General features: G+C 44.4%; 13 protein-coding genes. 9 read left to right on the top strand and 4 right to left on the bottom strand.

Annotation, left to right across the window (positions count from 1 at the left end; translation table 11 throughout):
- Positions 1-246 (bottom strand): helix-turn-helix domain-containing protein (locus DIJ65_RS06455; RefSeq protein WP_142836473.1); only part of this gene is annotated, 246 nt, incomplete at its 3' end.
- Between the two features lie 483 nt (positions 247-729).
- Here DIJ65_RS06455 and DIJ65_RS06450 point away from each other — a divergent pair.
- The 4 genes from DIJ65_RS06450 to DIJ65_RS16705 all read left to right on the top strand — a co-directional run bounded on the left by DIJ65_RS06450 (position 730) and on the right by DIJ65_RS16705 (position 3244).
- Complete coding sequence (locus tag DIJ65_RS06450) at positions 730-1437, top strand: MBL fold metallo-hydrolase (protein WP_117299882.1); 708 nt, start codon at positions 730-732, stop codon at positions 1435-1437.
- Positions 1438-1456: 19 nt separating this feature from the next.
- Positions 1457-2038: a TetR/AcrR family transcriptional regulator gene (locus DIJ65_RS06445; protein ID WP_117299883.1), complete on the top strand. Its 582-nt coding sequence runs from the start codon at positions 1457-1459 to the stop codon at positions 2036-2038.
- A gap of 228 nt (positions 2039-2266) precedes the next feature.
- Positions 2267-2800 carry a DUF2179 domain-containing protein gene (locus DIJ65_RS06440; protein ID WP_313903012.1) on the top strand — a complete coding sequence of 178 codons (534 nt, stop codon included), beginning with the start codon at positions 2267-2269 and terminating at the stop codon, positions 2798-2800.
- Between the two features lie 183 nt (positions 2801-2983).
- Positions 2984-3244, top strand: a complete 261-nt coding sequence (locus DIJ65_RS16705; protein ID WP_391527597.1) for an IS3 family transposase — start codon at positions 2984-2986, stop codon at positions 3242-3244.
- On the opposite strand, the gene DIJ65_RS06435 is transcribed toward DIJ65_RS16705, so the two are convergent.
- Entirely contained in the window at positions 3158-4222 is a 1065-nt protein-coding gene (locus tag DIJ65_RS06435) for a branched-chain amino acid aminotransferase (protein ID WP_391527598.1), read from the bottom strand. The two genes, DIJ65_RS16705 and DIJ65_RS06435, sit on opposite strands and share 87 nt — an antisense overlap.
- Before the next feature lie 628 nt (positions 4223-4850).
- On the opposite strand from DIJ65_RS06435, the gene DIJ65_RS06425 reads away from it, so the two are divergent.
- The 3 genes from DIJ65_RS06425 (at position 4851) to DIJ65_RS06415 (ending at position 7458) form a co-directional block, all read left to right on the top strand.
- Positions 4851-5966 (top strand): M20 metallopeptidase family protein, encoded by a 1116-nt coding sequence (locus DIJ65_RS06425; protein ID WP_117299888.1) that lies wholly within the window; start codon positions 4851-4853, stop codon positions 5964-5966.
- Between the two features lie 539 nt (positions 5967-6505).
- Positions 6506-7255 carry a DUF4386 domain-containing protein gene (locus DIJ65_RS06420; RefSeq protein ID WP_117299890.1) on the top strand — a complete coding sequence of 250 codons (750 nt, stop codon included), beginning with the start codon at positions 6506-6508 and terminating at the stop codon, positions 7253-7255.
- Complete coding sequence (locus tag DIJ65_RS06415; protein WP_117299891.1) at positions 7255-7458, top strand: hypothetical protein; 204 nt, start codon at positions 7255-7257, stop codon at positions 7456-7458. Before DIJ65_RS06420 ends, DIJ65_RS06415 begins: the two co-directional genes overlap by 1 nt.
- A gap of 92 nt (positions 7459-7550) precedes the next feature.
- On the opposite strand, the gene DIJ65_RS06410 is transcribed toward DIJ65_RS06415, so the two are convergent.
- Both DIJ65_RS06410 and DIJ65_RS06405 read right to left on the bottom strand, forming a co-directional pair.
- A complete protein-coding gene (locus tag DIJ65_RS06410; RefSeq protein ID WP_117299893.1) occupies positions 7551-9080 on the bottom strand; it encodes an FAD-dependent oxidoreductase in 1530 nt (509 codons plus the stop codon).
- 223 nt (positions 9081-9303) lie between these two features.
- Complete coding sequence (locus DIJ65_RS06405; RefSeq protein ID WP_117299894.1) at positions 9304-10203, bottom strand: oxidoreductase; 900 nt, start codon at positions 10201-10203, stop codon at positions 9304-9306.
- A gap of 571 nt (positions 10204-10774) precedes the next feature.
- Here DIJ65_RS06405 and DIJ65_RS16280 point away from each other — a divergent pair.
- A complete protein-coding gene (locus DIJ65_RS16280; protein ID WP_154718712.1) occupies positions 10775-10912 on the top strand; it encodes a hypothetical protein in 138 nt (45 codons plus the stop codon).
- Positions 10913-11690: 778 nt separating this feature from the next.
- On the top strand, positions 11691-12146 hold the full coding sequence (locus tag DIJ65_RS06400; protein ID WP_117300073.1) for a hypothetical protein: 456 nt from the start codon (positions 11691-11693) through the stop codon (positions 12144-12146).
- Positions 12147-12255 lie beyond the last annotated feature (109 nt).

Genomic DNA, 12255 nt, shown 5'->3' with positions numbered 1-12255 from the left:
CAGTTTGGACAGGATATAATCGACGTCTTCTTGATTAACCGATCGTCTGGAGCCGCAGTTTTCACGTTTAGCCTCGTAATCAGCCTGTGCCAAAAGGGCGTTATACGGCTTACATCGTTTCAATTCATAGTTGATGGTGCTTTTACTTCGTTTCAACTGTTTCGCCATGTAGGACAGCGATTTCTCTTCCAGGCAATAACTCTCGATTAGCACACGTTCCCGTGATATAATTTGGGCATAGCTCATTTGGGGACACTCCTTAGTTGATTCGCGTTAACTACTGTGTACCCACTTGAGCTATTTTTATTTTTCTAACCGTTCGACTTAATATGATAATCTACATTAATATATAATGGTAAAAAGAATCTGGACACGGTGGTGCACTCCAAGAGTTAGAATTGAACTTTAACTTTTGGAATGCACTACCTATCTAGTTCAAGGGGATGGAGTTTCTTCAAAATTCGTCTCCCTGTGTCAAACTCAATTCACCGTCTACAATAAACCTGCATGAAAATCCGCCTGTTCAACTATAGGGCGGGTTTTTTTTCGTATTATTTAAACAACGAAAAAAATAATTTTTCCGGACCAGAGAAACAATTGAACGATTATCGGTACAAGCTTAAACTTGCGCATTTGTCTCCGTCATTAACGATTAAATATTGTGAAAACTAATCATATTAGTTATAATACTAATAAGATTAGTCCAAACTCAAAGGAGGATATTGTCACATGAAAATGGTCAGCAGGGGAACAGTGCATCAAATTTCTTTTATGCCTCGGCTATTTCCGGTCAACTGTTATCTGGTGGAGGAAGAGAACGGTTTAACTTTGATAGATGCCGCCATGCCTTATAGCGCCAAAAAAATTCTGTTGGCTGCCCGTAAGATCGGCAAGCCCATAACCAACTTGATCCTGACACATGCTCATAGCGACCACGTGGGCGCATTGGATGCATTGAAGGAAGCACTTCCCGATTTGCGTGTTTCCATTTCAGGAAGAGATGCACGCTTGTTGGCTGGGGATAAGGGGTTACTCGCGACTGAACCGACGACCCCGATTCGAGGTGGAGTGCCGAAAAGGATCAAGACGACACCTGATATTTTATTGGCAGAAGGTGATCGGATCGGTTCGCTTGAAGTGATTGCTACGCCAGGGCACACACCTGGCTCAATCAGCCTGCTGGATAAGCGGAATGGTGTCCTGGTGGCAGGAGATGCTTTACAGACGCGTGGGGGCATAGCCGTTTCTGGAGTGATGAAGCCTCTATTCCCGTTTCCAGCCATGGCGACATGGAACAAAGAGGAAGCTTTAAGGAGCGCCCTGAAACTAAGAGCTCTAAATCCGGTTTTGTTGGCAGTGGGACATGGAAAGATGCTGGAGAATCCAGGTCAACAGATGGACCGGGCTATCGAGGAAGCAACGCGGCAACTAAACTAGCGAATTAGGAAGTGGGAAAATGGCAGGCAGAACAAAGTTGGATATGAGAATAATTCTTGAAAAAGCAGCGGAGCTTGTTGATCGGAACGGACTTGAGCAGCTGTCGCTGAATGGACTGGCTGAAGAATTGAATATTAAATCCCCATCCTTATATAATCACTTTGATGGGTTGGAAGGGTTAAAACAGCAATTGGCGATATACGGTACCGAGCAGCTTTATGCCCATCTGTTGCCAGCCGTCATAGGAAGCAAAGGCGACGAGGCAATCCACGGACTTTCCCGCGCTTATATTGACTTTGCCGGAATTCATCCCGGCCTTTACGAAGCGACGAACCGCATCCCGGATCATTCGGATGAAAATCTGCAGCATGTGCAGAAAGCAGTTGTGAAACTTGTGATGCAAGTTCTTCAGAGTTACCAATTGGAAGAAGAAATGGCCATTCATATAGTGAGAGGCCTGCGAAGTATATTACACGGTTTTGCTTCATTGAAAAGGACAGCCAGTTTCCAGTTGCCGGTTGATCTCGACAAGAGTATCCCTATCGCTATAGACATTTTTATAGAAGGCATCCATTCAAGGGTTCAGCAGCAAGAGGAATGAAAAAGAGATGGATGGAAAAGACTGCGGATAAAGTTGTTATCCTGCAGTCTTTTTCAATAGAAAGAAGCTTTGGCAAATAGAATGAGGAAAGTCAAAGCACTTATGAAGGAAGGCTTAAAAAAGCCGGAAGTTGTTTATTGGTTATTTAAAAGGGAAATAAATAATATTAGAAAAATAAAAAAGGAAAATATTTCATAATTTTGTTTGGGAGGTTTTTATTTTTTGGATATGCATCCTCTTTTATTGGTAGTGATTATTTTTACGATCAGTTTGAGTTTTGTCACGCTGGCAACCGTCCGAATGATTCTGACGATGAAAGGGTTCCAGTATTCGGCTGCTGCTTTGTCTATACTGGAAGTCATCATTAATATCCTTGGGCTGGGGCTGGTGCTGGATAATCTGGCAAATATACAGAATTTACTCGCCTATGCATTCGGTTTCGCTGCAGGGATTGTGGTCGGTTCCAAAATTGAAGATAAATTGAGTTTGGGCTATGTAACCGCCAATGTCATTTCCCAGGATAACTCCGGCAGGCTGGCTGTCCAACTGCGTGAAAAAGGGTATGGCGTGACGGATTGGGAGGCGAACGGCTATGAAGGAAAACGGAGCTCGCTGCAAATCCTGATGCCGAAGAAACAGGAAGTGAAATTATACCGCACAGTGAAGGAACTGGATCCCAATGCATTTGTTGTCGCATATGATGCCAAGACGATTTACGGAGGATTTTGGATCCGAGCCATGAAAAAACGGCAGGAGGTTTAGATGAACCGGGAAAACATCAGACAGGAAGAAAGCGGAAGTCACGGCTGACTTCGGCTTTCTTTTTTGTATGGCATTGCCTATGTCTATGAAAGTTGCTGCAGAGAAAGCAAAGCGGAAGCACGCATTAAATACCTGGAAGTGGAAAATGAGTTGTTAAAAAAGCAGCCAAAATGAATTGAAAGGGTGGTGGATGATTACATGGAGTATTACAACGGAACGCGGAAGCAATGGAATCTAAAAAAAGACTCCGGCACAAAATACCGAAGTCATCTGATTGCAGTCTGGCTGCAGGGTAACTTTATTAAACTGGCCATAAAATGGGGCTCAGTTCAAAAGTTCCGGGGGTTAATTGGTCTGTTATTTTACTTCTACAGTCCAGTCCAGCGTATCTTCCAGCTTTCCTGTCTGAATTCCTGTAATCGTATCGTATATTTTTTGGGATAATTCCCCGATTTCACCGTTATTAACGAGTAAATTACGGCCTAACCAGTTTAGTTCGCCGACTGGTGAAATAACGGCTGCTGTTCCAGTACCGAAAATTTCTTCGACTTTTCCTTCTTCATAGGCCCGATATAGTTCTTGGACAGAAATTTTCTTTTCTGTAACCGGGATGTCCCACGTTCCAAGCAACTCGATGATGGATGTCCGGGTGATTCCTTTTAAAATGCTGCCATTCAATTCCGGGGTCATTACTTCTCCATCGATTTTAAAGAAAATATTCATGCTTCCCACTTCTTCAATGTATTTCTTCTCGACGCCATCCAGCCATAAAACATCCGCGTTGCCTGTCTTTTTGGCATTTGTCTGCGCCTGGTAGCCAGAAGAATAATTCCCAGCCGTTTTAGCCATCCCTGTACCGCCTTTAACTGCACGGGTAAACTGGTCTTCCACGTGAATCGTTACAGGTTTCAGACCACCTGGGAAATAAGGGCCTACTGGAGACAGGATTACCATGAATTTATAACTTTTCGATGGTGCTACTGCAAGGTTCGCTTCAGTTGCAATGATGAACGGACGAATATATAAAGACGTTCCTTTTGTCGAAGGCACCCAAGCTTTTTCAAGCGCGATCAATTTTGTTAAATGCGCAAGCACGACTTCTTCATCGATTGCCGGTATGCTCAAGCGCTCGCTTGAAAGGTTTAGACGCTCCAAGTTCTTCTCCGGTCGAAACAATAACACCCGATTGTCTTCTGTCCGGTAAGCTTTCAACCCCTCAAAAACTGTCTGCCCATAATGAAAAATCATTGCGGCCGGATCAAGGGTGATCGGTCCGTATGGTTCAATCTTCGGTTCATGCCACCCTTTTCCTTCTTCATAATCCATTGTAAACATATGATCTGTAAAAATTGTCCCGAATGGAATTTGGGCCTTTGTCGGTTTATCTTTCGGATTCGTATTTTGAGTTATTTTCAGTTCCATCATTTTCAAGCTCAGGACCCCTTTAAATCAATTGATTAGAATGTAGAGATGAGGACAATCATACAACATTTCCATCGTTTATAATAGGATTTATTGAATTTTGTAAAGTTAAGAACAAAGGCTTTAAGAATTTTCTGCAAGTGGCGGCTTGAAATTGCGTCTTTCGGAAAGAAAACAACTCTGCACTATTTTGACAATACGCTTTACTTAGCCACACCGACTGCCTCAGCATGTCGGTTGTGGTTTTTTCTGTTATTCATCATTATCACCAGATTCATCATTGAGCATTCTGTTTATGGATTTCTCACTGCTTTTCTTGAGGATTTCATTTCCTCCTGTTCCGCCCCTGCGCATTCCTTTCATAATAACACCAATTGCCGAACACCGATTTGCAGCATGCCAATGTGAATTACTTTTCTTGCCACGCTCACTGAACCCCGCTAGGATTAAAGAAAAGCTGAGGGAACGAGGGGATGACATGGTCGGAAGAAACAATCCGTTGATCCATGAGACTCCCGAGGCAGAAGCTTTTATTGGATGAGCAAAACCGATTCCCTGAACGAAATTTCCCTGTGAAGCAATACAAGGAACCCTTGGAACCAAAGTCGATAACAAGGAGTGGGATTTTGTGGAAAGCAAAAATTTTGAATCAGCAAAACAATTGCGTCACGAATTGCACCAGCATCCGGAACTGTCCAATGAAGAAGAGTGGACAAAACAGCATCTGATCAATTTTTTGAAATCAAATACTAAACTGGAGATTGTCGATAAAGGGAATTGGTTCTACGCGGCTTATCGAGCAAAAAAAGGCGGAAGGAACGTAGCTTTCCGGGCAGACTACGATGCTTTGCCGATGGACGAAGTCATTGACGTGCCATATGGATCCCGATTTCCCGGTAAAGCTCATAAATGCGGGCACGATGGACATGCAGCCACACTTGCCGGTTTTGCGTTGGAAATCGATCAGAAAGGCGCAGACAGGAACATCTTTTTCCTTTTTCAGCCCGCCGAAGAAACAGCGGACGGGGCGATTCAATGTGCGGATTTGATAAAGGAAGAGAACATAGATGAAATTTTTGGGTATCACAACATGAGTGGCCAACCGTTCAAGTCAGTGGCCGTCATCGATGGCACTGCGCAATTTGCGTCAAAAGGAATGACAATCAGCATGAAAGGAACCCCTGCTCATGCCAGTGACCCTGACGAGGGGGTTAATCCTTCGTTTCCTATAGCAAATATCATTAATGCAATTCCTGAATTTACAAATGCTATGAAGAAACAAGGCCCGGTTGTTTGTACGGTTATCGGCGCCTCAGTAGGAAGCAAAGCTTTTGGTATATCTGCCGGTGAAGGGGAGTTACTCCTGACTATTCGCGCTTTGCATGAAAAGAATTTGGATGAACTTCAAAAAAATATTGAAAACCTTGTAGAAGATCAGGCAAAGAGATACGGATTATCGGTAAGCTTTTCATATACGGATGAATTCCCGGTAACGTTTAACCACAAAGAGAGCTCGGATAAGGTCCGCCAGGTTGCAGCTGCAAAAGGTATGGAATTAGTTGAAATGGAAGAAGTTTTGCGTACATCTGAAGACTACGGCCACTATACCGAATTGACGAAGGGCGCTTATTTCTACATTGGCAATGGAGAAGATTACCCTCAAACACATACAAATGAGTATGATTTCCGTGATGAACTCATTGAAACAGGAGTGGAGCTGTTTATGGGGTTGGCAGAATTATAATTACTGCAGGCTGCAGTAAATCGCGACCTTTTGACAATACACGGCACTTTATACTTAGCCACACCCGTCTGCAGCAGCATAGCGGGTGTGTTTTTTTCGGTTTATACACCTGTAAAAACTATACGGAGAATGGGAACTGGACTGGAGGGAATCGCAGCTGGGATATTTTCCGGGAATCAGAATCTCAAGGAATTTGCGCTTTCATGCTGCAGGAGGATAAACAGCTATTTAAAATTGCTTAAAAAGCCTTTTAGATGTACTGTTAACCTAGTTAAATTCTGAATATTCTGATTAAAATAGTGGAGTTGCCGGTGTTTGAGAGAATTACAAAAAACACTTTCAGTTCCAACGTATTGAATAATTTGGAGCAGCAAAGAAAGGGGCGATCTTTTGGACACAGCCGAAATGGCAACGTGAAGGCTGCTTACTATTCTCGGAGCCGAAGGGCGGGATATGACTCATTCGAAGAAGTAAGGCGGTTTGCTTTCAGTTAATACATTAATGCAGGAAATTCAAAAAGAAAACTGGGAGAAATTAAAATGACAGGCGTTATTGCTGAAAAATCACATCTTTTTTACGCGCGGCTTACAGGGTTTAGCTTGCTGGTAATGGCTATCATCGCTCTATTTGTGAATTTTTTTGTGTTTGAAAGCCTGATTGTACCCGGAAATGCAGCAGCAACTGTCCAGAATCTTCTTGCCAATGACTTGTTATTCCGATTTGGAATTGCAGGTTTCATCATCGTACTTCTTCTGGATGTTGTCGTATCCTGGTCGCTGTACATTCTGTTAAGACAAGTGAACAAAAGCCTTGCTTTGCTGGCGGCGGCATTCAGACTGATCTACACTGCCATTTTTGCGGCAGCCATGTTTAATTTTTTAAGTGTTTTGCAATTGATAAGAGGAGAAATGTATTTGGCAGCGATGGAAACAAGCCAATTGCAAACGCAGGTTATGCTGCTGATTGATGCCTTTAATAATGGGTGGTTGATTGGACTCGTGTTTATCGGCTTTCATTTGCTGCTCATCGGTTATTTGGTGTTCAAATCCAATTTCATGCCCAAAATTATTGGGATTTTGGTGATGCTTGCGGGGCTGGGTTACCTGATTGATAATTTTGCACAGGTTCTGCTTTCCAATTACAGCGATTACGAAATGATATTTCTGTTGATCGTAGCGGTGCCGGGAGTGATAGGGGAATTGGCATTGGCTATATGGCTGTTGTTCAAAGGGAAGAAAATACCTGAAATAATCCCGTTAAAACCAAGCGTGGAAGGAGGAGTTTCCTAATGAAGGCCAGCGTCCATAAAACTTACGGGCCGCCGGAAGTTATGGAACTCCGGGAAGTGGATAAGCCGGTCCCGAGAGATGACGAAGTCTTGATAAAAGTCTATGCAACTACTGTATCTTCGGGAGACTGCAAAGTGCGGAAGGCGGATCCGTTTGCGGTCAGGTTCTTCTTTGGCTTGAAAAGCCCGAAAATCGGAATATAGGGGTCTGAACTGTCCGGCGAATAAGTGAAAGAAGGCTAGAGGAATGATTCCCTCACGGATTCATCCCTCCAGCCTCCTTTACTGTTTCTGCCTCACTCCACTCCAAAAGCCACAATTCCATAAGCCTCCAAATACGCTTTCAACACACGCAGCCACTGCTTTTCACTCGCAAGCCCCACATGCCCGTCCGGTCGGATCAGGTACAGCGCATCTTGCTTGAATCCTGCGTCTTTCATCTTCGCTTCCCATGCAAACTCATGGAGTTCAAGCGACTGCGAGCGGGCAAAGTCGATCAGCTCGGGCTTCGCTTTGCCGTATATATGAATCTGCCAATCGACTGAGCGCAGCGGTTCGAAATTATCGCCGCTTGCGGTTTCGATCCACGGCAGGCGCATGCCGCCGTAGACTTTGCCGGCTTTGCCCTTGCTCAAGGGACTGCTGCGGTAATTGATGTGGATTTGAGACAAGATCTTAAACGCATTTTTTTGGGAGAAGGAAAATTTGAATATCGACGGCAGGACATAGGGCACGAAATACTGGCGCAGCAAGGTGCCGCGCAGTTTTTGGTTGATGATCGTTTTGAACGCTGTATCGGTCGTCGCGATCAACCGGCGCGCAAAGACGATTCGCTCTTTTTCGTACGTGTTCAATATTCTGGAAGAACCTTTCCCTTGAATCACCGCTGCGAGCTTCCACGCCAGATTGATGGCGTCCCCAATGCCGGTGTTCATGCCTTGTCCGCCGGCCGGGCTGTGCAGGTGGGCGGCGTCGCCCAAGATGAAGATGCGCCCTTTGGCAAATTGCTCGGTTACGCGGTTATGGACGCGGTAGGTCGAAAACCAATTGACCTTGGCCGCGGTCACACGGATTTTATTTTCAATATAATCGCTGATTTCACTGTATTGGAGATCGGTGCGTTCGTTCAAATCCTCCGGCACAATGCCGAGGATCCGTTTGGTTTTGGCGTTCCGGACGGACATAAACAGCATAAAACCGTCATCGTCCATGTACATGTCCATCTTTTCCATGGCGTCTGCCGGTTTCTCGGTTTCGATATCGGCAACAAAGAATAATTGCTTATACGTGCCGCCGGGAAATTCGAGTCCCAGTCCTTTTCGGACCATGCTGCCGGCCCCGTCGCATCCGCATACATAAGCAAACTCTGCTCTTTCTACCGGCTGTCCTTGTTGTTGCAGTACGACGTTCACGCTTTTTCCCTTGTCTTCAAAAGAAACCAACGTGGTGTTCCATTCCACTTCGACGCCTATTTTACGTAATTCGTCCACGAGAATTTCTTCGTGCTCGTCTTGCGGCAAACTCAAGATAAACGGAAACGGGCTCAGCCCTTTGCCCAAATCATGGAATTTTACTGTGGCTCTCACTTCTTTGCCGTCGCTGATATCCAGCGACAAAATCGGATGTCCCCGCTTGATGTTGCGTTCGGCCAGCCCAAGTTGCTCGTACTGCTCCAATATGCGCGCATGCACAGCGAGCGCACGTGACGCTGTGCCGGTTCCTGCGCTTTTATCGATGATCCGAAATGGCACGCCTTGACGCGCCAGGCTATAGGCAAGAGCCAAGCCAGTGGGGCCAGCTCCGACGATTAAGATTTGTGGGTTCATCATAGAGACCTCCTAATGTGTATCACGCGTGTTAAATAAGAAAAGTTCTTGTACAGCTACTATATCCTTAATCGACCTGTTTCAAGCAAGATGTAATCTATCTATTTTTATTAGTATGGAAGAAAAGTGACAGGAGATAAAAATTTGAAAAGCGTATGCAATTTCCCGGAAGGAGATCGCATACGCTTTTTTGATTACATTGACCATTTTCACTTTGAACGTATTATTTGCTGAAATCAAAAGTTACGCCGGACAGCTCCTCTGAAACTTCCCAGAGCTTCTGGCGGATTGCTTCATCATTCACTGCCGGATCAGGTTCCTCTAGAGCGGGGGAGCCTCTCCGTTGGCCTTTGCCGTCCGGCCCGATGTATTCGCCGCCTTTTATGCCAGGGTCGGTGGCGGCATAGACTGTGGGAAGTGCCCCCATCGTGGCAGGCTGTAAGTAGCGGGTCATAAGCCCTCTGAAAATTCGGGGCATTTCCCGGTTGCCCAATTTAAAAAGATTGGTTGCAGAAATCCCGGGATGGCAAGCAATGCTAAGCGTCGATAAGCCGTGTTGCTTCAATCGCTTATCGAGCTCTGCAGCAAACATTAAATTCGCCAGTTTGCTTTGGCCATAAAACTTCATCCCTTTATAGCCCTTTGAGCCGTCCAGGTTATCAAAGTCTATGGCGGCCTTTCGGTGTGCAAGACTGCTGAGTGTTACCACCCGTGAATTCTCTGTGCGGAGGAGCAATGGCAAGAGCAGGCCGGTCAAGGCAAAATGTCCGAGATGGTTGCTGCCGAACTGCAGCTCAAAGCCGTCTTTCGTCTTAGCATAAGGAGGGGTCATAACGCCCGCATTGTTGATAAGCAAATCGAGGGAATCAGAGCGGCTTATGATCCCTTCTGCAAAAGCCCGTACGCTATCCAAGTCAGACAAGTCGAGTTTCATGACTTCGACAGTTGCCTGAGAAGATTCTTCTTTAATTTCCTGTTGGGCTATCTTTCCTTTTTCGATATCACGGACAGCCAGGATGACCCGTGCACCCAGCCCGGCGAAAATTTTAGCCGTTTCAAATCCGAGTCCGCTGTTCGCCCCCGTGATAATGGCCGTTTTTCCTGACATCGTATGTTGTTCCATAAGTTCAGCTCCTGGTGAGATAGATTCTTTATTTTACTGTGTAAACAGTCTTTAAATGAAATTTTTCAGTGCCCAGATTCCAGCGCCTGACTCTTATCTTATCAAATGAATCCTTATAAGGCTTCTGATAGTCCCGGACAAAATTCCGCCCTTTGACAAGGCCCGTTTCATGTATGCAAAAATATGGGGAATCGCCTCCCTGCGTCAAACCCAATTTAGTTTACTGGCAACATCAGCACCAAGAACAAGCCTTATTCCGTGATCTCAGGGATTACCGGATGCGGCTTTTGTATTTTAATTGTGTCATTCGCCGGGAAGCGGGATTTCCAAATACGAGCAGCGGCTGATAAGGGATAAAACATAGCTGAGTGATCATAGAATGGCGATAACCGCTCATAGAACCCGGATAACCGCTCATAGAATTACTGAGACCGCTCATAGAATTGGCAATCAAGTCACCCGTATGAAAACACAATTTCATTTGGACGAGAATATTACACAAAGAATGTGGCAGATACAGTACTGAATCGAAGTTATTTTTAATTACAGAATAAAAGGGGACCTTTTATCAGTGATTTACGATAAAATTGGTCAAAAGATTAATTTGGATAATTACTTGGCAGCTGATATTACTGGAGATAAGGATGATGATGGTAAGTGGGGACCTCATGCACTGGTGGAGTCTTATGCTCACTTTTTACAACAATAACGTAAGGTGATGTGTTAGATAAAATGCTGTTATTTACAATTAGTCGATGGCAGGGGGAGTTTATATATGGTAAAGGTTTGTTTTGCTATTAATACTATTTTAGTCTTTATACCCTTTCATCCCATCGTAGTTTTAGTTTTTTATATGAGTGGCTCGATGGAAACATCTGATCAGTATTACATCGATAATTTGCATTTTCTAATTCCTATCTCATTATTGTTCGCTTCCTTACCGAACATATTAATTGCTGCCTATTTTATACTTGTGAAAAAGCAACAATTAATATGGCGCGACTTTTTTCTGGCAGAAGGATACGTAATTTTCATTCAAGGGTTATTACACGTTGCATTATTGTTATTTGGCATGTATGGCCCCAACATCTAGTAGCAGGAAACTCTCATACTACTTGGTGAATCCTAATTTGGAGTCATGACCCGGTATTTCACACCAGCATCGGCGGACAATTAAATCGCATCCCTGGGAAAGTAACAACTCGAAACGATTTTAACAATACATGACACTTTATACTTAGCCACACCGACTGCCTCAGCATGTCGGTTGCGGTTTTTTTATTCATCAGTATAAATTAATTTGAGATTGAGTTGTTCCCCGAGAAGCAAAATTAAAAGTAAAGAAATGAAACATCGTGCAATCAGGGGAACATGATAGAATATCAGGTAGTGGAATAAAAAATTAATCTTATAAGCGGCGTTGTTTTGCCTGGCAGGATTTGCAGCATGCATGAATGATAGCTGAATTGAAAGGGATGGATAGCAACATGAACAAAACCGTAGAACAAAAAATGAGCGAGATGGTCGAAGTGTTTAAGAATCTTCCGAATTGCAGGATTGAACCGAATGAGGGTGCTCGGCTTATGATTGCCAGCGATAAACCGGTTCCGTGGAACGGCGCGCTTGAGAAAAAGGACGCGGATTCTTCGCATAAAATCGGGTACATTACGCCTCATAAAGGGGCGCTGGGTCTTTACATTGATTTTCCGCACGATTATTTGGATGCTGAAAGGGTGGAGGGAATTATAAATCCTGAAGCTACATTGGATTATTACGAGCCGGGCACCAAGACGTCAAATGTCAAAAGCTGGTGGAGGTTCCGTTCAGACGAGAAGTTCGACAGCCTCCACATGGTTCTGAGAAAGACGGAGCTGGAATTGTATGATTTCAAAAGAGAAGAATGGGTTGGGTTGATGGAAGAGATCACGGCTGTTCATAAATGATTGATAAACGTCTTCCTGTGTCAAATCCTTAACGACAATTACATCTGCCAGAAGCCGTATCCACTGCCCTCAGGGGTTACCGGATACGGCTTTTGCTTTTATATCGAAA

Origin of the sequence: Planococcus salinarum, assembly GCF_007004625.1 — a bacterium.
GTDB lineage: Bacteria > Bacillota > Bacilli > Bacillales_A > Planococcaceae > Planococcus > Planococcus salinarum.
The sequence above is the reverse complement of the archived record's forward strand: the minus strand, read 5'-3'. Positions and strand labels throughout refer to the sequence as shown.

Bases quoted from the DNA above. Each gene is read 5' to 3' on its own strand.
- DIJ65_RS06445 (WP_117299883.1), top strand. From the start codon at position 1,457: ATGGCAGGCAGAACAAAGTTGGATATGAGAATAATTCTTGAAAAAGCA.
- DIJ65_RS06405 (WP_117299894.1), bottom strand. From the start codon at position 10,203: ATGGAACAACATACGATGTCAGGAAAAACGGCCATTATCACGGGGGCG.
- DIJ65_RS06420 (WP_117299890.1), top strand. From the start codon at position 6,506: ATGACAGGCGTTATTGCTGAAAAATCACATCTTTTTTACGCGCGGCTT.
- DIJ65_RS06410 (WP_117299893.1), bottom strand. From the start codon at position 9,080: ATGAACCCACAAATCTTAATCGTCGGAGCTGGCCCCACTGGCTTGGCT.
- DIJ65_RS06400 (WP_117300073.1), top strand. From the start codon at position 11,691: ATGAACAAAACCGTAGAACAAAAAATGAGCGAGATGGTCGAAGTGTTT.
- DIJ65_RS06435 (WP_391527598.1), bottom strand. From the start codon at position 4,222: ATGGAACTGAAAATAACTCAAAATACGAATCCGAAAGATAAACCGACA.
- DIJ65_RS06450 (WP_117299882.1), top strand. From the start codon at position 730: ATGAAAATGGTCAGCAGGGGAACAGTGCATCAAATTTCTTTTATGCCT.
- DIJ65_RS06415 (WP_117299891.1), top strand. From the start codon at position 7,255: ATGAAGGCCAGCGTCCATAAAACTTACGGGCCGCCGGAAGTTATGGAA.
- DIJ65_RS06440 (WP_313903012.1), top strand. From the start codon at position 2,267: ATGCATCCTCTTTTATTGGTAGTGATTATTTTTACGATCAGTTTGAGT.